Consider the following 21,433-nt stretch of genomic DNA (forward strand, 5'->3'; position numbering starts at 1 on the left):
TTGCGAGAATTTCATGATCGGATAGGTTGAAACACTCAGTCACTTCAACGAATTATACGATTTGATGGCAAACGCGGTTTTCTACCACAAGCCGGACAGCATTTACGACGACGATCCGGCGGACCGATATCACTTCCCCAAAACGTATCTTTCAAGGGTCGAGCAGACGCTGGGCGATTGGATCGTCTATTATGGTCCGCTTCCAGCCAGAAAAGGCCGTTATTATACCGCCCTTGCCCGAGCGGCTCATATCCGTCCTGACCCTGACCACGATGGTCGATACTACGTCTATCTGGAAGACTATCTCGATTTCGACCGCCCAATCGGCTACACGGAAAATGGCGGTTACGAGCACAAGCTGTTTCGCGCTGACGGGAAACCTAATGGCGGTCGCACCCAGCAGGCAGTTCGCATAATCGAACCGACGGAATTCGAAGCGTTGTTTAACGCTGGTTTGTCGGAAACCGACCCATGGCCAGCACGTGTGGATATACCTGATGGAACACAGATTCCAGAAGGGTTGTCAGACCGCAGTCAGGCGCTGATGCCTGAGATGTTTACCGGCCGTGACAGAAAGGCCATCATTGTGAACCGTCCTTTCCGGGACGCAAAATTTCGCCTGCACATCCGCAAACTCTATGACCGAACATGCGCGTTCACCGGTCTTCGCCTGATCAACGGCCAAGGCCGCCCCGAAGTCGAGGCGGCACACATCATCCCAGTCGAGAAAGGCGGCAACGATTCCGTACAAAACGGATTGGCGCTCTCCGGTACGGTCCACTGGATGTTTGACAGGGGCCTCCTCAGCCTCTCGGACACTTACGACATTCTGCCGTCCAGACATCTTAACTACGATGTCGCCCACCTTCTGAACAGCGACATGAAGGCCAAGGTGCCAGAAGACTCGATGAAAAAGCCTCACCCGCGCTACCTCGAATGGCACCGCAGCAACATTTTCAAACACTGAGATAATAGGCACTCTCAACACTTTGACGTTGCGTGGAATGACAGGCCACCTTGGTTTGTCTGCACCGAACACTGCACTTCAAGCCATTTCTGGACGCGACGGACTTCCCCCTCACTCCAACGGTAGATCGCTGTCCCCTTCAACAAGCGTGAAAGGCACCCGTTCGCGGATGACGGGCGGGGGGTTTTCCGTGTTGAGATGCGGCAGTCGGTGGATGAGAGCCTGTGCCACGCGGCGGCCAAGATCGAACAGGCGCACACGATAATGGGTCAGGTTGGGGTTGAGCACGGTTGCCAGACGCGTGGCGATGCCGAGGATCGCCAGATCCTTGCCCGGAACCAGCCCCATTTCGGTCAGACCCCGATAGAGGCCGAACGGGTGGATGGGATCGGAAAAGATCACCGCGCTCGGTCGGTCTTCCATCTCCATGATGTGATGCGCCAGCGCAACGCCGCCATTGTCGCCGGGTGCGGTCTCGATGACGAGATTTTCATCGAAGGCCAGTCCATGCCGCTCGATCTGCGTCCGGTAGGTGTCCAGCATCACGTAGCGCAGATTCAGTTCCTGCCTTGGAACCGCCAGGGCAATCCGCCGGTGTCCCCGTGCGTGCAGACGCTCGATCGCGTCCGTCACCATGCCCTCGAAATCAAGATCCAGCCAGGGCTGGCCCCTGTCGGTCTGCGAGCGGCCCAGCATGACGAACGGAATGTTCTGGTCTGCCAGAAGATTGACCCTGGGGTCGATCCTGCGCGTTGAAGACAGTACCAGGGCATCGGCCAGCCGCCGCCCGACGATCTTTTGCAGATACTCGTCCGACTTTTCCGAAGACGGCGACATCATCACCATCAGATGCAGGCCGTATTCGCTGAGAACCGATTGCATGCCGTCGAAGACCCTGATGAAGAACAGGTCGCCCTGCATCATGCCCTCGGAACTGGTCTCCAGCACGAAGCCGACGAGCCCCGTGTTGCCCTGCCGCAGCGAACGCCCCGCCTGGTTGGGGACATAGCCGAGCTCCGCCGCCGCCTTGAGAACCCGTTCCCGCGTCGCCGGCTTGACGTCGAACTTGTCATTGAGCGCCCGCGAAACCGTTCCGATCGAAACGCCCAGGTGCTGTGCTAGGTCTTTGATACTTGTCATCCCGCACGCACGTTAATCACACTTTTCCACCAAGGCAAAGGCCTCACCGTAAACGTTTACGAAAACATGTTGACAGGCCTCGGTAGTTTCACCTAGTTTCTTTCGTAAACGTTTACGAAGCCGGTTTCAGCCGGCCGATCCGGGAGGATGAACATGCGTGCACTGCTCGTGGGGTGCGGTGCGATGGCGGCTGGCTGGGCGCGGGCCGTCACGACGAATCCCCTGCTTTCAGACAAGCTCAAGACCGGCAAGCTGACCCTCTGCGGCCTTGTCGACCGGGACGCAAACGTCGCGGCGCAATTCGCTCGTGCGCAGAACCTTGCGGACATTCCTGTCTTCGCCGATCTCGAAACGGCGATTGCCGCAACCGGGCCGGATTGCGTCTTCGACGTAACGCCGCCTGACGTCCGCCCTGTTGTCGTCGCCACCGCGCTCAAGGCCGGGCTGCATGTCCTGTCTGAAAAGCCGATGGCGCCGGACATGGAAACCGCCCGCGACCTGTGCAGCCTGGCGACTGCCAGGGGGCGTCTCTTCGCGGTCACCCAGAACCGGCGTTACAAGAGCGGCGTGCGCCGCATCGAAGCCTTCGTGAAGAGCGGCACCCTCGGGCCGCTCACGTCCCTCCACGCGGAGTTCTTCATGGGCCCGCATTTCGGCGGCTTTCGCGAGAAAATGGACCACGTACTCCTTCTCGACATGGCCATCCATCATTTCGACGCCGCGCGCTGCATGGCAGGCGCAGAGCCTCTCGCCGTCCTGTGCCACGAGACCAATCCCGAGGGCTCCTGGTATGCGCGCGGGGCCTCTGCCGCGGCGATCTTCGAGATGAGCGGCGATGTGACCTTCACTTATACCGGCAGCTGGTGCGCCGAAGGAGCGCCGACCTCCTGGGACGCCTCCTGGCGCCTCGTCGGCACCAGGGGCATGCTGACCTGGGACGGGGAAGACGCCATGTCCGCGACCGTCGCCACCGGCGGACCGGCGTTTCTGCGCGAGACACGGACGGTCGAGGTGCCGGAGCTCAAGGACGACAGGCGTGTCCAGGAACATGCCTCGGTCATCGCCGATTTTCTCCAGGCCGTCGAGACCGGAACCCCTCCCGAAACCGTCTGCACCGACAACATCCATTCACTTGCCATGGTCTTCGGCGCGATCGACAGCGCCCGTTCCGGCCGGCGCATTTCACTGACAAAGGACTGACGTTTCAATGACCGACCCAGCGAAGGACATCCGCATCGGCACGATGGTTTCCGCCAACAAGGGGGACGCTGCCGACCGGATCCGGCAGATTGCCGATCACGGCTTCGAAAGTTTCGAGCCGTTCTTCTGGCAGACCACCGGCGGCAAGGATCTTGCCGAGCTCGGCAAGCGCTGCCGCGAGGCGATCGGCGACCGGGATATCACCATCTCCACCCTCGGCATGTTCGGCAATCCGCTGGAAACGACGGACATCGACCTGGACACCCTGCAAGGCTGGAAGGACTGCATCGACAACGCCCATCATTTCGGCGCCACCTGCGTGGCCGGCTTCACCGGCCGGATCAGGGATCGCCCGCTGCCCGAAAGCCTGCCGCGCTACAAGGAGGTCTGGGGTGACCTTGCCAAACGGGCCGCCGACAAGGGCGTCAGGGTCGCCTTCGAGAACTGCGCCATGGACGGCAACTGGCAGACCGGCGACTGGAACATCGCCCACAACCCGGACGCCTGGGAAATGATGTTCCACGAATTGCCGGACGACAATCTGGGACTTGAGTGGGAGCCCTGCCACCAGCTGGTCTATCTGATCGATCCGCTGCCGCAGATCCGCAAATGGGCGACTAGGATCTTTCACGTGCACGGCAAGGACGCCACCGTGCGCCATGACGTGATCCGCGAACACGGCATTTTCGGCAAGCATCCGTTCGTCTTCATGAGAACGCCCGGTTTCGGTGACAGCAACTGGACTGACGTCATCAGCGAATTGCGGCTGGCCGGCTACAAGGGCGCCATCGACATCGAGGGATGGCACGACCCCGTTTACCGGGACGAGCTGGAAATGACCGGTCAGGTCCATGCCCTCAACCATCTTAAAATCTGCCGGGGAGGATCGTTCGTCAACGACCGGGTGGAATATGGCGGCGGAGATCCGTCACTGGAAAACTGAACGACGAACAACGTGGAGGAGAAAATGAAACGCTTGCATATTCTGGGAGGGAGCGTCACGGCACTTGCGCTTCTTGCCTCGTCTGCATTCGCCGAAGACGTGACCATCTCCGTATGGTCGCTCGATAAGGAAACCCAGCCGGCCTACAATCTGGCCAAGGAATTCAACGATCTCGACAACGGCATCAAGGTCGATTACCGCATCGTCCAGTTCGACGATGTCGTGACCGAAGCCATGCGCGCTTTCGCTACCGGGCAGGCGCCGGATATCATCGCCGTCGACAACCCGGAGCATGCTCTCTTTGCCGCCCGCGGCGCCTTTCTCGACCTGACGGACAGGATCGCCGCTTCCGATGCCATCGACGCGGAAAACTACTTCCCCGGCCCGCTGAATTCCGTCACCTGGGACAGCAAACATTTCGGCGTGCCGAAGGCGACCAACACCATTGCGCTCTACTACAACACCGACATGTTCGAGGCTGCCGGACTTGATCCCGAGGATCCACCGGAAACCTGGGACGAGCTGGTGGAGGCCGCGCGCAAGCTGAACCGGCCGGAAGACAATGTCTACGGCATCGCCTTTTCCGCCAAGGCCAGCGAGGAAGGCACCTTCCAGTTCCTGCCCTGGGTCCAAATGACCGGCGGCGGCTACGACAAGATCAACGGCGACGGCGCCGTCAGGGCCCTGGAAATCTGGAAAACCCTGCTGGACGAAGGCCTTGCTTCCCCGGACACGCTGACCCGCGGCCAGTGGGATTCCACCGGCACGTTCAACTCCGGCAATGCCGCCATGGTGATTTCCGGCCCCTGGGAACTGAACCGGATGGTCGAGGAGGCCGATTTCAACTGGCGTGTCGCCCTTCTGCCGGTCCCCGAGGAAGGCGCTCCCCGCGCCTCGGCCATGGGGGACTTCAACTGGGCCATCTTCGCCAACACGGAGCACCCGGACGAAGCCTTTCAGGCGCTGGAATATTTCGCCAGCCAGGATGAGCGCCTGTTTCCCGATTTCGGCCAGCTTCCGGCCCGGGGCGACGTCGAGCTTCCGCCGACAGGCGTCGCGCCGAAGGATGCCGCGCTCAAGGTGTTCCTGGAACAGTTGAAATACGCCAAGGCACGCGGGCCGCATCCTGAATGGCCGAAGATCTCCAAGGCGATCCAGGATGCCATCCAGCTGACGCTTACCGGCCAGAAAACCGCCCAGGCGGCTCTGGACGACGCGCAGGAAAGGATCGACGCGGTTCTCAACTGATCATCGCCCCGACCGGCGGGAGAGCCTTGTGCTTTCCCGCCGGCTGCGCAACGGATATCCGAAGATGAAACGCCTGCTCTCCAGTGTCACCGACGGCAAGGGCTTCGACATCCTTCTGGTCGGACTGCCCCTGCTTTTCCTGCTGGCCTTTTCCGGCCTGCCGCTGCTCTACAACGTCCTGATGAGCTTTCAGGAAGTCGACATCTTTTCACTCGGCAGGCTGATAAGGCCCTTTGTCGGGCTGGACAATTACCGTGAGCTGTTCGCGGCGCCCGAGTTCTGGCCGATCATGTGGAACACGGTGCTTTTCGTGGTCTGTTCCATCGCCGGGCAGTTCACCCTGGGGCTCGCCCTGGCTCTTTTCTTCGACACCGGCTTTCGCGGTTCTTCCTTTCTGCGCGGCCTGTTTCTCGTCTCCTGGGTCATGCCCGGGTTGGTCGTCGGCGCAATCTGGAACTGGATCCTGTCCGGCGATTTCGGTGTGCTGAACTACCTGCTCACCAGCACCGGCCTCATTTCGGAAAACATTTTCTGGCGTTCGGACGTGGACTATTCGCTTTGGGCGGTGGTGCTCGCCAATATCTGGCTGGGCACCTCCTTCAACATGATCCTTCTGTCCGTCGGTCTGGCCGGCATCCCGAAGGACCTCTATGAAGCCTCCGAGCTGGACGGCGCCAATGTCCTGCAGCGGTTCTTCACCATCACCCTGCCGATGATGCGCTCGACCATCGGCGCGGTCGTTTCCCTCGGGCTGATCTTCACGCTGCAGCAGTTCGATCTTTTTGCCGCCATCACCAGCGGCGGACCGGCCAACTCTTCCAACGTCGCGCAATACTGGGCCTGGGAGCTCTCCTTCCGGCAATATGATTTCGCCAAGGGGGCGACCGTTTCGACCCTGATGATCATCACCGTAATGATCGCCGCCGTTCTTTACGTGCGCTCCACCCGCCACGAGGTGCGCATATGAGCGCGAAACGCCACACCCGCCTGCTGCTGACCGCGGCCATTCTCCTGGGCGCGATCTATCTCTTTCCGCTCTACTGGATGTATGCGACCGCGCTGAAATCCGGATCGGAAATCTTCGCCTATCCGCCGACCTTCATTCCACGCGGGCTCGATTTCGGCATTTTCGCGGAAGTCTGGGCAACCCGCGACATGGGCCGGTTCCTGTGGAACTCGCTGGTGATCGCCACCGGGTCCATGGCCCTCGTCGCGCTTCTGGGCACCGGCTGTGCCTATGTTCTGGCGCGCTACCGCAACGTCTGGATAGACATAACGCTGTTCCTTGTCCTGATGCTTCAGGTCCTGCCGGCCTCGCTGATGATCACCCCGATCTTCGTCGGCTTCTCCGCCCTCGGCCTGCTGGACTTCCCGCGCTTCGCCGTCATGCTCGCCTTCACGGCCAAGGCCATGCCGTTCTTCGTGATCCTGGTGCGGGCGACCTTCATGTCGATCCCGGCTGAACTGGAGGAAGCCGCGCTTGTGGACGGCAACTCGCGCATAGGCGCCTTCGCACTGATCGCCCTGCCGCTCGCCCGCAACGGCATTCTCGTCTCCGCCATCCTCATCTTCATGCAGGCCTTCGGCGAGTTCGTCTATTCCAAGTCGATGATCCAGGACGTGACCCTGCAGCCCGCCTCGGTCGGCCTCAACGGTTTCATGGGCCCCAACACCGTCGAATGGAACAAGATCATGGCCTACGCCACCATCTACGTGACGCCCATCCTGGCAGCCTTCGTGCTGCTGCAGCAACGCATCGTGTCGGGTCTGACTTCCGGAGCCCTGAAATGACCAACCAGCCGCAAATCGAACTTCTGTCCGTCAACAAGCATTACGGCGGTTTTCACGCCCTCAAGGACATCAACGTCACCATCCCGAAAGGCAGCTTCGTCGCCCTTGTCGGGCCGTCCGGATGCGGCAAGTCCACCCTGCTGCGCTCGCTGGCCGGTCTGGAAAGCATTTCCGGCGGTGAAATCCGCATCACCGGCAAGGCGGTGAACGACACCCCGCCCCGCCATCGGGACGTGGCCATGGTCTTCCAGTCCTACGCCCTTTATCCGCATATGAGCGTGCGCGACAACATGAGCTACTCGATGCGGCTGCGCAAAGCGCCCAGGGCGGAGATCGACGCGGCCGTGGCCGATGTCGCGGCCATTCTCGGCCTTGGCGATTATCTCGACCGCAAGCCCAACGCCCTGTCCGGCGGCCAGCGTCAGCGCGTTGCAATGGGCCGGGCGATCATCCGCAATCCCAAGGTTTTCCTGTTCGACGAGCCCCTGTCCAATCTCGACGCTGCGCTCAGAGTGCACATGCGCAAGGAAATCCGCGCCCTGCACGACCGGATCGGCGCAACATCAGTCTATGTGACCCATGACCAGATCGAGGCCATGACCATGGCCGATCACGTGGTTGTCCTGAAAAGCGGCGTTGTCGAACAGCAGGGCGCGCCGCTGTCGCTTTACGACACACCGGCAACGAAATTCGTCGCCGGCTTCATCGGCTCCCCAGCCATGAACTTCGTCGGCGGCATCGTCGCCGACACCGGCCGCGCCGTCACCCTCGACCTGCCGGGCGCCCCCTCCCTGCCGCTTGCCCGCACCATGGAGCCGCGCCGCAAGGTGGACGTCGGCCTGCGCCCGGAGCACCTGTCGATCGAAACCGGCGACGCACCCGGCATAGAAACCACGGCAACATCCGTGGAGTCGACCGGCTCCGTCACCTATCTCTATTGCGGCGGAAGCCCTGAAATCGTCGTCGTCCTGTCCGAGCGCGAACGCATCTCGCAGGGCGAACCGGTACGCCTCACCATCGCACCGGACAAGATCCATCTTTTTGATCCTGAGACGGGGGCGGCGTTGAGGTGAAGTATACCTGAAGACAGAACTCGAAAATCTTGAAAACCGCAGAGCTTTTGAACGCGGCTAAATATGCGCGGATGCCTATTGTCACCCCGATTTAACAACGATCTGGCTGATAATATTGGCGCTGTTTTCTGACGGAACGTACCTGGATGGCCGGATATTCGCCCCACCACTCCCGGTATCATTCACCGAATTTCTTCTCTCAATTAGCCACATCAACTGAAGTTTCGGCAGACCTTTCTTTCGTTTTTCCATCGACTGTATCTTGCTAAAAGAAACACTGGCGCACTCCTACCCCGAAAAGTTTGACAAAAGTTCGAACACACGTTTGGATACATGCTTCTCTCGGGGGAGAGGGTGGAATTGTATGTATAGATTTTCAATTCATTACTTGATTCTGGCACTATTTTTATCCCTGACTGCATGCAGCAATGCAGTCCAGGAGTTTCAGCTCTATTCGACAGCTTTCGACCTGCAGAACGAGACGGCGCAAAAGGTCCTCGACAAGGTTGCAAATGCGGAACGCGCCCATTGGACTGTGTTGAACAACGGCAATGACCCCTTGCGCAAGTTCAAGCCGAATGACGCCGCTTATTACGTGGTTGTCGGCGATCCGCCCCTGACGGCGTCGATGCGCAAAACGCTTGCTGCGGCAAAAGCTTACAATCAGGCTCTTACCGGCCTCGCGAATGGCGAGTCGGTCGATGCGCTGATGTCCAAAACGACCCAGATCGTATCCGATCTGTCAGCCGCCCAATCAGATCTCCAAAGCGCGGCAGGGTTCGCAGACATTGTCACCATTCCCTCTGTCGTTCCGGGCTACCTGGGCACCGCGAAGCAGATTTTCAGCGCCGCGCTGAAAGGTGCCGCAAGAGAGAGTTTCAGAGCAAATCTTCTCAAGGCTTTTCCGACAATCAAGAAGATACTGGTGACTTATCGGGACGGCACACCGGAACTTTATTACTTCGTTATTTCAAGCCCCAAGGCCGTTTCCAATCAACAGATGCTGAAGGACAGGGAATTGTTCGCATCCTGGGTTCTTCTCCTTGACCAGACCATCGAGGCGATGGAAGTCGCAGTGAAGGCAGCAATGAACCAGGCATCAAGAGCCGACATTGACGCTCTCGCGAACCACGCAATCGAGCTGCGCATCCTCGCGGAAAAAGTCAAAACAGAACAAAACCGCTAGACCGGCAGGTGCCGGCCGAAGTCGAGAGAACGTTTTAAAGAAGATATATTTCAGCGTGTTGGAGCATTTTCCTGCAACCGATTGACTGCAGGAAGCTCCACATCATCACCCGCATACCGGGTTGTACGCGTCGTGCCTGAAATCCGATCTGGCATATAAATTCGAGGGAGGTTTGTTATGGCGGAACTACCAACGGATAAGTGGGAACTCCTGGCATTCAGAAACAACCTGATCGCGCAACGGGACAAGGCCACCGCGACCGGAGACACCGCCAGCGCTCAGAAGATCCAGAAAAAGATCGACCACGTACAAAAGACGATCAGCCGGATAGCGATGGAAGGAGCGGCCGGTATTGCGGCAGCGCTTGATGATCTCCGTAAGGAGCTGGAAGCGCTGACCGAAGAAGTGGAGAACTGGCCGTTCGGCTCCGCCGACGCCCCCGAGGATCACGAGAAGCCCAATCGGGACGACCAGCTCGCGGAAAATGACTTTCTCGATCCCGGCCCGGATCAACCGCCCCCCGCCCCCGCACCCGTTGCGATCGGGACCACTCCAAGTGTGTCAGCAGGTTGGGCCGCGGCCTATACGAAGCTTTGGAACACGATGGAGGTTTCCGATACCTGGTCGAAGTCCTCTCGTTATATCTGCAAGAAAATCGTTTCAAACCAGCACCGTTACGCCAAGGCGGTGGATGGAACGACGGTTCCCTGGTGGTTCATCGCCATTGTTCATGCCATGGAATGCAGTCTCCGGTTCGACCAGCATCTGCATAATGGCGATACGCTGACAGCGCGGACCGTCCGGATACCGAAGGACCGGCCCGCCGCCGGATCGCCCCCTTTCAGCTGGGAGGAAAGCGCACGCGACGCGATGGAGTATGACCGTTTGCTCGGGATAAAAGACTGGTCTCTCGAAAGCGCTCTGTATCACTGGCACCGCTACAACGGCATCAACAACGAGTACAAGCGGCGAGGAATTCCCACCCCCTATTTGTGGAGCGGCTGTCGCCACTACAAAAAGGGCAAATACGTCAAGGATGGCGTTTTTGATCCCGAAGCGGTGTCGAAGCAGGTCGGCGCGGCCGTCCTGCTGAAAACGCTGATCGAGCTGAAAGCGGTCAAACTTGATGGCAACAACAACAACATTGTCTCCAACGCCGGCTCCGCCTCCGGGGATGTGAACACAATCGAACTGCCCCTGACCTCCACGAACTTCAAACACGCCGTGGAGGAGTTTGAATTTCCCGGCAACCTCGCTGTCGGAGCTGGAGCTCCCGGAAGTTCCAACGCAATCAAGAAAAGCGTTCGACGCGTCCAGGAGTGGCTGAACCTGAATGGCTTCAGCACCGGAATTGACGGAGATTTCGGCCCCTCGACAGAGATCCAGCTCAAACGCTTTCAAACCGCACTCGGACGCCCGGTAACGGGTGAACTCGACGAGGAAACCTGGGTCACACTGACCGGCCCGATGCGCCGCGCCCTGGCCCCGATCGAGTTCGCCCCATCGACCAGCTTCGAGGAAGCCGTCGTCCGGATCGCAAAACAGCATGTTGCCGAAACGCCAATCGAGGTGGGCGGCGCCAACTGCGGTCCATGGGTTCGGCTCTACATGCGCGGCAAGCAGGGATCGGACCAGCTGTGGTGCGCCGGGTTTGCCTGCCTGATCGTCGCCCAGGCGGCGCGCGACCTGAAGCAGAAACTGCCGTTCACACGAAGGGTCGGCGTCGACGATCTTGTCGAGGATGCGAAAAACGCCAATCGTTTCATCAGAGGATCCAGGTTGGATACAGCCCAAAAACGGCTGTCCGCCCTTCGACCTGGCATGTTGTTCGTCATCAGAAAGACATCGACGGACTGGACGCATGTCGGCATCGTTCGCAAGGTCAACGAAGACACCTTCGAGACCTACGAGGGCAACACCAACAAGGCCGGCGGCAGGGATGGCATCATCGCATGCGAAAAAAACCGCAGCTACAAATCACGGGATTTTCTGAAGTTGCTGAAAGACTCGTAACGGGAAACCCCGATTTGTTTGAACCGCAATGACTGTCGTGTGGTCTTCCGGCCGTGGTTGGAACGCCCCCTCCTGACACCCTCCTGTCAGGAGACCGGCAGGAAGTGGGTTTTTCCGGAACAAAGCCGCAACCGGCCCCTTTTCTCGCGGCCGCAACCGGACCATATTGCAGGGCATGAGCAAACGCCCCGACAGATCCGCATCCGACGACACCAGCGAACCAGAAGGCTTCGGCGAAGCGCCGCAGAAGCCGCTTTCCGGCACGCCTCTTTCCGGCTCCGTGAGCGACTGGGCTGCGGAGATCGCCGAAGAAGCGGACAAGCCGCTGCCGAAAGAGCCCCGCAAGGAAAAAGCCTCTCCGAAGCAAAGCGGAGGCAAGACCCGGGCAGCCGGTCAGGCCGCGCCCGGGAGCGCGAAGAAGGAAAAACCCACCCGGTCGGCGCGCGGCACCTCCATCGGCAAGGCGGACAGCGCCCGCGAGCGGGCCGCCGGCGGGCTGAACCCAGTGGCCGGTCTCGACATGTCGCTGGAAGAGGCCGAAAGCCTTGAAAAGAAGCTCAAGGAGCATCGCAAGGACAACAAGAAGAAGAACAAGGAAAGCAAGTTCGGCGAGCTGACCGGCAACCTGGGCGCGACCGCGACCGTCGAGGCCCTGTCGGCGCTGATCGAAAGCGGCAATCCTCTGCACAAGAACGGCGAATTGTGGGTGCCGCACCGTCCGGACCGGCCGGAGAAATCCGAAGGCGGCGTGCCGATCGTGCTGAAATCGGACTATGAGCCGCGCGGCGACCAGCCGACGGCCATCGCCGAGCTTGTGGAAGGTATCAGCGGCGGCGAGCAGACCCAGGTGCTGCTCGGCGTCACCGGCTCGGGCAAGACCTACACCATGGCGCAGGTGATCTCCCGCACCCAGCGACCGGCCTTGATCCTCGCCCCCAACAAGACACTGGCCGCCCAGCTCTATGGCGAGTTCAAGTCATTCTTCCCGGACAACGCGGTCGAGTATTTCGTCTCCTACTACGACTATTACCAGCCGGAAGCCTACGTGCCGCGCACGGACACCTATATCGAGAAGGAAAGCTCGATCAACGAGCAGATCGACCGGATGCGCCACTCCGCCACCCGTTCGCTGCTGGAGCGTGACGACGTCATCATCGTCGCCTCCGTGTCCTGCATCTACGGTATCGGCTCGGTCGAAACCTACACGGCGATGACCTTCGCCATTGAGGTCGGCGAGCGCATGGACCAGCGCCAGTTGATCGCCGATCTGGTCGCCCTGCAGTACAAACGCAACGACGCTGCCTTCCAGCGCGGCGCCTTCCGCGTGCGCGGCGACACCATCGAACTGTTCCCGGCCCACTATGAGGACCGCGCCTGGCGCATTTCCATGTTCGGCGACGAGATCGAGGCGATTACCGAGTTCGATCCGCTGACCGGCCAGAAGTCCGGCGAGCTGAAAAGCGTCAAGATCTACGCCAACTCGCACTATGTCACCCCCAAGCCGACGCTGAACCAGGCCACCAAGTCGATCAAGGCAGAGCTGAAGCAGCGGCTGGAGGAACTGCACCACCACGGCCGCCTGCTGGAAGCGCAGCGGCTGGAACAGCGCACCATGTTCGACCTGGAGATGCTGGAAGCCACCGGCTCCTGCGCCGGCATCGAGAACTATTCGCGCTACCTCACCGGCCGCAAGCCCGGCGAGCCGCCCCCCACCCTGTTCGAATATCTGCCCGATAACGCCCTCGTCTTCGCCGACGAGAGCCACGTGACCATTCCGCAGATCGGCGCCATGTACCGGGGTGACTTCCGCCGCAAGGCGACGCTCGCCGAATACGGCTTCCGCCTGCCCTCCTGCATGGACAACCGGCCGCTGCGCTTCGAGGAATGGAACGCCATGCGGCCGCAGTCCGTCGCGGTCTCCGCCACCCCCGGCTCCTGGGAGATGGACAAGTCCGGCGGCGTCTTCGCCGAACAGGTGATCCGTCCCACCGGCCTGATCGATCCGCCGGTCGAGATCCGCCCGGCCACCAGCCAGGTGGACGACCTGCTTGGCGAAGTGCGCGAGGTCGCGCAAAAGGGCTACCGCACCCTGGTGACCACGCTCACCAAGCGCATGTCCGAGGATCTGACCGAATATCTGCACGAGAACGGCGTGCGCGTGCGCTACATGCATTCCGACATCGATACGCTGGAACGCATCGAGATCCTGCGCGACCTGCGCCTCGGCGCTTTCGACGTCCTCGTCGGCATCAACCTGCTGCGCGAGGGCCTCGACATTCCCGAATGCGCCCTTGTCGCCATTCTCGACGCCGACAAGGAAGGCTTCCTGCGCTCGGAAACATCGCTGATCCAGACCATCGGCCGCGCCGCGCGAAACGTCGACGGCAAGGTCATCCTCTATGCCGACCGCATGACCGGCTCCATGGACCGGGCGATTGCCGAAACCAACCGCCGCCGCGAGAAGCAGCTCGCCTACAACGAAGAGCACGGCATCACCCCGGAAAGCGTCAAGAGCAACATCGCCGACATTCTCGACAGCGTTTACGAGCAGGACCATGTCACCGTCGACGCCGGTTTTGCCGAGAACGGCAATCTCGTCGGCCACAATCTCAAGTCCCACATTGAGGACCTGGAAAAGAAGATGCGCGACGCCGCCGCCGACCTCGACTTCGAGACCGCCGCCCGCCTGCGCGACGAGATCAAACGCCTGCAGCAGACAGAACTGGCCGTCGCCGACGACGCCATGGCCCGCCAGTCCACCGTCGACGACAAGTCCGGCGGCTTCCGGGGCGAGCGAAAATTCGGCGCCGGCGGCACCAAGGAAGGCGCCAGCGGCAAGAAAAAACAGACCGCCGCCGACCGGGCCCGTGCCGCAAAGAACAAAACCGCCGCACCGCTCCCGGCCCCGTCCGCAAAGGTTCGCAAGAATTCTCTGGACGAGATGACCGTCGGCCGCACGGAAGTTCCGCTAGGGCGCGGCGAAGACCCGGTCAAGCCGGTGGTCCGCGGCAAGATCGGCGCGGGCTCCTATGAGGACCCGGCGGAGGAAAAACGGCAAAGAGGACGGCCTAAGAAGAGTGGGCGGCCGGGGCAATAGGAAGCGGCCGCGCCTATGGCGCGAAATATATCTGGATACCAGATCGGCGTTCGGCTAGCGCCTCGCTGGTCTGGTATGACGGAGAAAGACGAAGGCTCGCGCGCCAGCGCGTCATACCCGACAAGTGCAGCACCGCTGCGCGCCGATCTGGTATCCAGACATCAGCGCGAGAGCCAGCGAGCACCGTCTAGAACAACCCCGTTTCCGAAAGGTCCCGCCAGTCCGGATTGCTCTTTTCGATCAGTTCGATCTTCCACGAGCGGTTCCAGGCCTTGAGCTGCTTCTCGCGAGCGATGGCCTCGTCGATGCGGTCATGGAATTCAGCATAGACCAGGCAGGTGACACCGTAGGTTTTTGAAAACCCCTCCACCAGGCCATTTTGATGTTCATACATTCGGCGCGGCAGGTCCGTTGTCACGCCGATATAGAGCGTGCCGTTGCGGCCGGAGGCGAGGATGTAGACGGCGGCGGGCATGGTGAAGGTTCAGGTGGGTTGGGTGGAGGTAAATTTGAATAGGGCCGCGCTGACGCGCGAAATATGTCTGGATACCAGATCTGCATGCAGCAAGCTGCACTTGTCTGGTATGACGGAGAAAGATGAAAGACCGCGCGGCAGCGCGTCATACCCGACAAGCGCAGCACCGCTGCGCGCCGATCTGGTATCCAGACATCAGCGCGAGCGCGGCGAGCCTTCCGTCAATTCCGATAAACTCGCACCGGACCCGCAGCTCCAGCGCCGCCGGCCTCAGATCCCCTTGAACAGCACCCCGGCCGCCAGGATCACATAGGCCGCGATCAGGAGCCACAGCGTCGAGACGCCGATGCTCGGAATGGCGATGCCGGCCAGCGGCAGGACGGCGATGACGAAAAGGACGAGGGAAATCAGGAAGACGATGAAGGAAGGGGCAGTCAGTCTCATGGGGCATCTCCGGATGGCGGATTGGTGTCGATGTGGGTAACCGGCTGTGGGCTTTCTGCCCGGACCGGGAAAGAGAATCCTGGTGCCTGCAAGGCGCGGTCACGAGGCCCGACCCTGTTTGAATTGTCAATACGGATTGGCGATGTCCCCAGAACAGGAAACAGGCCTCCCCTCCCCCTCGGTCATCAACTCATTGCGTTGGTGACCGAGGAGAGAAGGAAAAGCCGGTTCTGTCCTGTCTTCCGGGAGAGACAATTCCCGGGGCCAGCCTACCGCGCGCTGGTGCTCAGCAGCGGGGTGATGTTGCGCAGGGTGACGCGGCGGTTTCTCTCTTCGGCACCCTGGGTGTCGATCTTCAGATAGGATTCGCCATAGCCCTGAACGACCATGTTCTCCGGCGGAACGTCGTAGAGTTCCGCGAGAATGCGGGCGACGGTTTCGGCGCGCCGGTCCGACAGGGCAAGGTTGGACACCTCCGAGCCGACAGCGTCGGTGTGGCCCTCGATCAGAAGAACAGTCGTCGGGTCTTCCTCGATCAGCGCGGCGGAGGCGCGGGCGAGGTCCTGCAGGAGCGGTACCTGGCTCTGGCGCACAACGGCGCTGCCGGTTTCGAAGGTGACGGTGTCGAGATCGACGCGGCGCATCTTGTCACGCAGGCGCTCGCTCTCGCGGACCTCGCGCAATGTGTAGGCCTGTTCGACGTCCTCCACCGGCGGTGCCGCGAACGTGTCGTAGATATCTTCATAGCTGGCGCGGCCGGCGGGCACGATGTAGCGCTCGCGCGGGATGCCCACCCGAACCGGCGGCAGGTCGCGGTCGTAGTTCCGGCGGCGACGGTCGTCCTGGCGGTTATCGATCAGCACGTATTCGCGGTTGTCCGGCATGATCCGTGAGCGGTAGAGAATGAACCCGCCCTCGTCGCGGATGGTGACGATGCGCACGCCGTTGCGGCGCGTGACCGTCTCGCGGGTGCGTCCGCCGCGCAGACGCTCGGCACGCACTTCCGCATCGCCGTAGCGCAGCAGGCTGCTTTCATCCTTGCGCACCTGATATTCGCCGTCGCGTTCGACGATGATCCGGTCACCCTGGTCTTCCACCACCTTGCCGCCCAGCGCCGGGATCAGCATGCCGATGCCCGCACCGACTGCGGCGGCACCGAGCAGTTCCAGACGGCGGTCGCGCGCTTCGTCGCGGCGGCGCTCCTCGCGTTCCTTGTTCTGTGCACGCTGCGCGTCGGTGGCATCGTCTGAAATCACGGCCGCCGGCTCTTCCGGCTGGCCGGAGGCCTGCGCCTTGATCGGATCACCGGGTTCGGTGCTCGCCTCCCCGGCCGGCCGGCGCCCCGTTCGCTCGCCCTTCGACGGCGTTGCGTCGGACGGAGTTTCTTTTACCTGTGTTTCCTGCGCCGGAGCTTCATCAGCGGCTGTGTTCTCGGTTGAAGCTTCGCCAGACGTCTCGGGTTCAACCACCGGCTTTTCGGCAGGAGTTGCCTTTTCTTCGCTCGGGGCAGACGCCGCGGGCTTTTCAGCCGGAGCCGTTGTTTCGGGCGTCTCTTCCGTCACCGGAGCAGGCTCCGCAGCAGGAGCTTCTTCCGACGGTGCACTGTCCGGCGCGGCCGGCTGCACGGCTTGCGGCTCTTCAGCGGGTTTTTCTCTCGGCGTATTTACTTCCGGTGCCTGCTCTTCCACGGGAGCGGGTTTTTCGGCAGGTGCGGCGTCTTCCGCGGGTTCAGCCGCAGGCGCTTCTTCCTGTGCCTCCTGTTCCACCGGCGCAGGTTCTGCAGGAGCCGGTGCCTCTACAGGTGCCGGAGCCTCGGGTGTCACTGGTTCGGGCACGACATCACCGGTCTCTGGAGCGACTTCAGGTGCCGCTTCCACGGCTTCCGGTGCGGAATTGTCCACGGCGGGGCGCACATTCTCGGGAGACGCGGGCTCGGAAGACGCAGGCGCAGGTGCGGCCGGCGCATCGGCAGCATTCTCTCCGCCTTCAACGGTCTTCCCGTCCTCGCAGGCCTGAGGCGTTGCGGCGCAGTCGACTGCTGTGTCCTGCGCGTAGCTCACATTCGGCGGGATCTGCAAGCCAAACGCCAGCACCGCGGCCAGCGCGGTTGAATTACGCAAATGTCTCGATGTCATGATGTTTCCTCTTGGCTGCGTGCCGGTTCACCCGGTGTTACCGGGCAAACGGCCAGCTGAGCCGTTCGTTCCAGCTCCCATCCAGATTGACATCTTCTGCCCCGGCGTCATTGTTGCCAGGCATGTGCCGTGAATTTCCCTTTTCTGGAACTTTCGCGGTGCGAGGGGAAGGCTAAGTCGGATGCAGTCCGGCAATCTTGGGAGATGGTCTGCGCATGAGACGCTGTATTTCGGATTTTTGTGTGGCGTTGTTTACGGTTCTTTTCATGGGAACCGCGTCGGCGGAGTTGGCCGAAACCACCTATGGCGACTGGTCGGTCCGCTGCGATGACAAGACCTACTGCATCGCCGAAAGCCGGGGCACAGGGTCCAACGGCGAGGCTTTCAGACTGAAGGTGGAGCGCGGAGCCAAACCGGAGTCGCAGGTGTTCGTCACGCTCCGGCCGGCGACGAAGCTGGAAGTCGGCATGCGGGCCCGGATCGAGGTGGAGGGCGAGGAAGAGAATTACGGCTTCTTCGGCCTTGCCGAGAAGATCTATACCGGCAACGAGATGACCTTCGGCGGAGACGCAGACCGGGACCTGATGGAAAATCTCCGCCTCGGCATGAACGCCGACATCCAGATCCAGTATGGCATCCCGGCGGACACTCTCACCTACCGCGTGTCGCTCACCGGCCTCACCCACGCGCTGTTGCGGATCGACGAAGAACAGGGACGCATCGGCAGGACGGACGCTATCGTCGCCTGGGGCGGGCTCCCTGCGGATGCGGAGACGCTGGTCGCCGCCGTACCGGCCACGCAGTCGGAAGCCCCGAAATCCACCGCCGCTTCTGCAGCCCCGGCGCCGAGCGCAGCGCAAACGGATTTGCCACCGCCTGTCATGCCGTCTCAGGAGACAAACAACAGCGGCATCGATCGCGGTGCCCAGGGCCTTGTTTATGAGGTTTCCGAGATCCCGGATGACATACAGATGATGGGCATACGCACGCTCGACTGTCAGCTCGACGAGACCGTGCCCGCCTTCGGCGCGCAATATTTCGCTGAAGGCGATGTGGAAACCTGGGTCGTTCCTTGTCAGATGGCGGATGCCAACGTGCCCTATTTCCTCGCGATCCACATTCCCTTTAACCCGTCGCTCGACGAGTGGAAGGAGTTCGAAACGCCGCCCGGCTTCAACCAGCCCAATCACGCGCTGGTCAACAATCTCTTCTACGACCCGTCCACCGGCCAGGTCACCGGCACCACCTATTACGGCCCCGGTTATGACTGTGGCGCCTTCGAGCGCCACGAGATGGAAGCTGAATCCGGCGATTACACCCTTATCGAATATCTGGAAAAATCCGACTGCGACGGCGTCACCGGACCACCCGAAGGCTGGCCGCTCAGCTGGACGATTGACGAGATGGGAGGCTGACCCGCAGGCGCAGGTTTGCGCCCGGCGGTTAACCATAGGCTCAAAAACCCTGAAAAATGCGGAGGAATCTGTCTTTTTGAGGTAACACTTGCCGCGGTATTCTGCAGTGTAGTCTGCGTGAGTCGTTGAAACACCCGGGACTTCTGGGTTAAGAAAGAGTTAATGTATTGCGTATCTGCCGCCGGACTCGTGCCGGCGTGGAAGTTCAGGAGACAGGAATGGGCATTTTCTCGAAATCTTCGCGCCCGGGCGATGAGCAGGAGCAGCAGGTTGAGAGCGGGGCATCCGGCACCGAAATGCAGGAAGACGCGCAGCTTCCGGAAAGAAGCAATGTCGAGCATCTTTCGCCTTTTGCTCTGAAGATGCAGGAAAAGATGAACCAGCTGGACGGGCTCAAGTCCCGGGTCGGCGGGCTCAATCAGACGTTCGACCAGATGGCCGCCTTTGCCGCGGAAAGCCAGACGTCGATCCGCCTGATGTCCGAGTTTCTGGAAGCTTCGCGCGCCAGCGTCGAGACCGAAGTCCGGTTGAAGTCGCAAAATGCCAAGATCTCGACCGACCTTCTGGACGCAGACCACAAGGTGAGAACACTCACCACCCAGCTGGAAGATGCCCAAGCGGAAGTCCATTCGCTTCGCAAACGCACCACCGAGACCCGCACGGCGCTGGAAACCGCCCGTAACGACATCGTCTCGATCCGCGACAACAACAAGAAGATCAACGACGAGTACCGGCTGCAGAGCGCCAAGCTGGTGGAGGCCAATTCGCAGGTCGCCGATCTCAGCGGCGAGCTCAACGACCTGAAGGCCAAGTTCGAGACGCTGGAAAAGCATGCCGAGAACATCGGCTCGGACCTGGAAGCTGTCAGGCACCGGGAAAAGGAACTGCAGCAGAACCTGTCTGAAAGCGCCAAGCTGCTGGAAGACGAGATCCGCAAGAACAATCTGGTCACCAGCGAGCTGGAAGCCTCCAAGCGCGAGCTGGGCGAATTCCGCAACGACAATATCGACCTGAAGTCCCATCTCGACGTCGCCAGCCAGGAGCTGGTCTACGCCAAGACGAGGCTGGAGGAAGAACAGCGCAAGCATGACAACGAGGTCTATGCGCTGAATGCGGAAATCGAGAATCTCTCCTCCCAGCGCCGCATCGGTGCCCAGTCGCTGCAGGAAATGGCCCGCGAGAATTCCACGCTCAAGGAGCGCAACCGCGACCTCCTCAAGCGCATGCAGGAAATCGAACACCTTCTCGACAGTGCCCAGAAGAACCACGAGAAGGACCGCAACGAGCTGATGGCGACCTCCGCCAAGCTGCGCGAACTCAACCTGCGCTACAATTCGGCTCTCACGGACCTCAACCACCAGCGCAATCAGAACCAGAAATTCGCCGACAATCTTGAAGATCTCATCGAAGAAAACAAACGTCTACAGCGGTACAAGATCCAGGTGGACACCGCCAACGAGCAGATCGTCCAGCTCAAATCGGTCATCACCAACTACCAGATGGCCATGGAAGGCAAGGGACCGGCCGAAGAGCTGGGCCTGACCGAGAGCTACGACCCGATCGCGGAACTCGGCATCACCGAGCCTCTGCCGACGGAGCTGGATCCGATCGACCTCGACGACGACGCCTCCGGCGACGAAGGACCGGATGACGACACCCCGTCCGGCGGTGACGACAAGAAGATCGTCAAGCTGCGCGACTGATTTTCGACGCACCTGAAATCAAAAAGCCCCGGCCTTGAGCCGGGGCTTTGTTTTGGAGCGTGTTCGCGTTCAAGCGGCAAGGTTTACAGGTTACGGATCCCGCAGCCTATTCCGGCTCGACGGCCAATTGCAGCGGATAGCCCAGTTCGCTGGCCGCATCGATGGCCCTGGTGGCCTTGGTCTCCGCGACGTCCCTTGGATAGACGGAAACGACGCAGGCCCCCTTCTGGTGGGCGGTCATCATGACGACCTCCGCCTGAGCCATGTCCAGACGGAACTCCGCTTTCAGGATGAGCACAACGAATTCCCGCGGCGTGTAGTCGTCGTTCAGCAGAATGACCTTGTAGAGCTTCGGCTTCTGAAGCTTGGTCTTCTGCTGCAGTTTCGGTTTGAAATCGATATCGCTCATAGCACTGACCCTGGATCGTCACGACGTCTCGCGAACCGGCTGCACGGTGGAAGACTCGAGCGATCTATATTCCTTGAAAGTCCTGTTTGCGTTCCAACGAACGCATATCGTTCCGGGCAACGCACCCGGAAATCCGGCACTGTAGGCAAGCTGCCGACCGTCTGCCGGAACACCTGCGCCTGACGCCTGAAATA

General features: G+C 60.9%; 17 protein-coding genes. 12 read left to right on the plus strand and 5 right to left on the minus strand.

Annotated elements, in window-relative coordinates:
- The first annotated feature begins 64 nt into the window (after positions 1-64).
- Entirely contained in the window at positions 65-967 is a 903-nt protein-coding gene (locus tag Q1B40_RS13030) for an HNH endonuclease (RefSeq protein WP_299815089.1), read from the plus strand.
- A gap of 111 nt (positions 968-1,078) precedes the next feature.
- On the opposite strand, the gene Q1B40_RS13035 is transcribed toward Q1B40_RS13030, so the two are convergent.
- Positions 1,079-2,107 (minus strand): LacI family DNA-binding transcriptional regulator, encoded by a 1,029-nt coding sequence (locus Q1B40_RS13035; protein ID WP_299815092.1) that lies wholly within the window; start codon positions 2,105-2,107, stop codon positions 1,079-1,081.
- A 147-nt stretch (positions 2,108-2,254) separates the two neighbouring features.
- On the opposite strand from Q1B40_RS13035, the gene Q1B40_RS13040 reads away from it, so the two are divergent.
- From Q1B40_RS13040 to uvrB, 9 genes are all read left to right on the plus strand, one after another.
- Positions 2,255-3,307 carry a Gfo/Idh/MocA family oxidoreductase gene (locus tag Q1B40_RS13040; RefSeq protein WP_299815095.1) on the plus strand — a complete coding sequence of 351 codons (1,053 nt, stop codon included), beginning with the start codon at positions 2,255-2,257 and terminating at the stop codon, positions 3,305-3,307.
- 7 nt (positions 3,308-3,314) lie between these two features.
- On the plus strand, positions 3,315-4,250 hold the full coding sequence (locus Q1B40_RS13045; protein WP_299815098.1) for a sugar phosphate isomerase/epimerase: 936 nt from the start codon (positions 3,315-3,317) through the stop codon (positions 4,248-4,250).
- Positions 4,251-4,274: 24 nt separating this feature from the next.
- On the plus strand, positions 4,275-5,498 hold the full coding sequence (locus tag Q1B40_RS13050) for a sugar ABC transporter substrate-binding protein (RefSeq protein ID WP_299815101.1): 1,224 nt from the start codon (positions 4,275-4,277) through the stop codon (positions 5,496-5,498).
- Positions 5,499-5,562: 64 nt separating this feature from the next.
- Positions 5,563-6,465 (plus strand): carbohydrate ABC transporter permease, encoded by a 903-nt coding sequence (locus Q1B40_RS13055; protein ID WP_299816511.1) that lies wholly within the window; start codon positions 5,563-5,565, stop codon positions 6,463-6,465.
- A complete protein-coding gene (locus tag Q1B40_RS13060) occupies positions 6,462-7,289 on the plus strand; it encodes a carbohydrate ABC transporter permease (protein ID WP_299815105.1) in 828 nt (275 codons plus the stop codon). Before Q1B40_RS13055 ends, Q1B40_RS13060 begins: the two co-directional genes overlap by 4 nt.
- Complete coding sequence (locus Q1B40_RS13065; protein ID WP_299815108.1) at positions 7,286-8,362, plus strand: ABC transporter ATP-binding protein; 1,077 nt, start codon at positions 7,286-7,288, stop codon at positions 8,360-8,362. The genes Q1B40_RS13060 and Q1B40_RS13065 overlap by 4 nt, the downstream gene beginning before the upstream one ends.
- 262 nt (positions 8,363-8,624) lie before the next feature.
- Positions 8,625-9,548, plus strand: a complete 924-nt coding sequence (locus Q1B40_RS13070; protein ID WP_299815111.1) for a hypothetical protein — start codon at positions 8,625-8,627, stop codon at positions 9,546-9,548.
- 177 nt (positions 9,549-9,725) lie between these two features.
- Positions 9,726-11,561 (plus strand): peptidoglycan-binding protein, encoded by a 1,836-nt coding sequence (locus Q1B40_RS13075; RefSeq protein ID WP_299815114.1) that lies wholly within the window; start codon positions 9,726-9,728, stop codon positions 11,559-11,561.
- A gap of 175 nt (positions 11,562-11,736) precedes the next feature.
- Positions 11,737-14,658, plus strand: coding sequence for an excinuclease ABC subunit UvrB (uvrB, locus tag Q1B40_RS13080; protein ID WP_299815117.1), 2,922 nt, complete (start codon positions 11,737-11,739; stop codon positions 14,656-14,658).
- A gap of 187 nt (positions 14,659-14,845) precedes the next feature.
- Here uvrB and Q1B40_RS13085 read toward each other — a convergent pair whose 3' ends face one another.
- The 3 genes from Q1B40_RS13085 to Q1B40_RS13095 all read right to left on the minus strand — a co-directional run bounded on the left by Q1B40_RS13085 (position 14,846) and on the right by Q1B40_RS13095 (position 17,712).
- Positions 14,846-15,133 carry a GIY-YIG nuclease family protein gene (locus Q1B40_RS13085; protein ID WP_299815120.1) on the minus strand — a complete coding sequence of 96 codons (288 nt, stop codon included), beginning with the start codon at positions 15,131-15,133 and terminating at the stop codon, positions 14,846-14,848.
- 270 nt (positions 15,134-15,403) lie between these two features.
- Positions 15,404-15,577: a hypothetical protein gene (locus Q1B40_RS13090; RefSeq protein ID WP_299815123.1), complete on the minus strand. Its 174-nt coding sequence runs from the start codon at positions 15,575-15,577 to the stop codon at positions 15,404-15,406.
- Positions 15,578-15,846: 269 nt separating this feature from the next.
- Positions 15,847-17,712 (minus strand): OmpA family protein, encoded by a 1,866-nt coding sequence (locus Q1B40_RS13095; protein WP_299815126.1) that lies wholly within the window; start codon positions 17,710-17,712, stop codon positions 15,847-15,849.
- A 215-nt stretch (positions 17,713-17,927) separates the two neighbouring features.
- Here Q1B40_RS13095 and Q1B40_RS13100 point away from each other — a divergent pair, with 215 nt between their 5' ends.
- The gene (locus tag Q1B40_RS13100) at positions 17,928-19,127 is read left to right on the plus strand and encodes a DUF1176 domain-containing protein (protein ID WP_299815129.1); all 1,200 of its coding nucleotides are present in this window, start codon (positions 17,928-17,930) and stop codon (positions 19,125-19,127) included.
- Positions 19,128-19,345: 218 nt separating this feature from the next.
- Positions 19,346-20,830 carry a hypothetical protein gene (locus Q1B40_RS13105; RefSeq protein ID WP_299815133.1) on the plus strand — a complete coding sequence of 495 codons (1,485 nt, stop codon included), beginning with the start codon at positions 19,346-19,348 and terminating at the stop codon, positions 20,828-20,830.
- A gap of 106 nt (positions 20,831-20,936) precedes the next feature.
- Here Q1B40_RS13105 and clpS read toward each other — a convergent pair whose 3' ends face one another.
- Positions 20,937-21,239, minus strand: coding sequence for an ATP-dependent Clp protease adapter ClpS (gene clpS / locus Q1B40_RS13110; protein ID WP_299815138.1), 303 nt, complete (start codon positions 21,237-21,239; stop codon positions 20,937-20,939).
- Positions 21,240-21,433 lie beyond the last annotated feature (194 nt).

The organism is uncultured Roseibium sp. (assembly GCF_947496995.1).
Lineage (GTDB): Bacteria > Pseudomonadota > Alphaproteobacteria > Rhizobiales > Stappiaceae > Roseibium.

Bases quoted from the DNA above. Each gene is read 5' to 3' on its own strand.
- Q1B40_RS13030 (WP_299815089.1), top strand. From the start codon at position 65: ATGGCAAACGCGGTTTTCTACCACAAGCCGGACAGCATTTACGACGAC.
- Q1B40_RS13035 (WP_299815092.1), bottom strand. From the start codon at position 2,107: ATGACAAGTATCAAAGACCTAGCACAGCACCTGGGCGTTTCGATCGGA.
- Q1B40_RS13040 (WP_299815095.1), top strand. From the start codon at position 2,255: ATGAACATGCGTGCACTGCTCGTGGGGTGCGGTGCGATGGCGGCTGGC.
- Q1B40_RS13045 (WP_299815098.1), top strand. From the start codon at position 3,315: ATGACCGACCCAGCGAAGGACATCCGCATCGGCACGATGGTTTCCGCC.
- Q1B40_RS13050 (WP_299815101.1), top strand. From the start codon at position 4,275: ATGAAACGCTTGCATATTCTGGGAGGGAGCGTCACGGCACTTGCGCTT.
- Q1B40_RS13055 (WP_299816511.1), top strand. From the start codon at position 5,563: ATGAAACGCCTGCTCTCCAGTGTCACCGACGGCAAGGGCTTCGACATC.
- Q1B40_RS13060 (WP_299815105.1), top strand. From the start codon at position 6,462: ATGAGCGCGAAACGCCACACCCGCCTGCTGCTGACCGCGGCCATTCTC.
- Q1B40_RS13065 (WP_299815108.1), top strand. From the start codon at position 7,286: ATGACCAACCAGCCGCAAATCGAACTTCTGTCCGTCAACAAGCATTAC.
- Q1B40_RS13075 (WP_299815114.1), top strand. From the start codon at position 9,726: ATGGCGGAACTACCAACGGATAAGTGGGAACTCCTGGCATTCAGAAAC.
- uvrB (WP_299815117.1), top strand. From the start codon at position 11,737: ATGAGCAAACGCCCCGACAGATCCGCATCCGACGACACCAGCGAACCA.
- Q1B40_RS13085 (WP_299815120.1), bottom strand. From the start codon at position 15,133: ATGCCCGCCGCCGTCTACATCCTCGCCTCCGGCCGCAACGGCACGCTC.
- Q1B40_RS13090 (WP_299815123.1), bottom strand. From the start codon at position 15,577: ATGAGACTGACTGCCCCTTCCTTCATCGTCTTCCTGATTTCCCTCGTC.
- Q1B40_RS13095 (WP_299815126.1), bottom strand. From the start codon at position 17,712: ATGACATCGAGACATTTGCGTAATTCAACCGCGCTGGCCGCGGTGCTG.
- Q1B40_RS13100 (WP_299815129.1), top strand. From the start codon at position 17,928: ATGAGACGCTGTATTTCGGATTTTTGTGTGGCGTTGTTTACGGTTCTT.
- Q1B40_RS13105 (WP_299815133.1), top strand. From the start codon at position 19,346: ATGGGCATTTTCTCGAAATCTTCGCGCCCGGGCGATGAGCAGGAGCAG.
- clpS (WP_299815138.1), bottom strand. From the start codon at position 21,239: ATGAGCGATATCGATTTCAAACCGAAACTGCAGCAGAAGACCAAGCTT.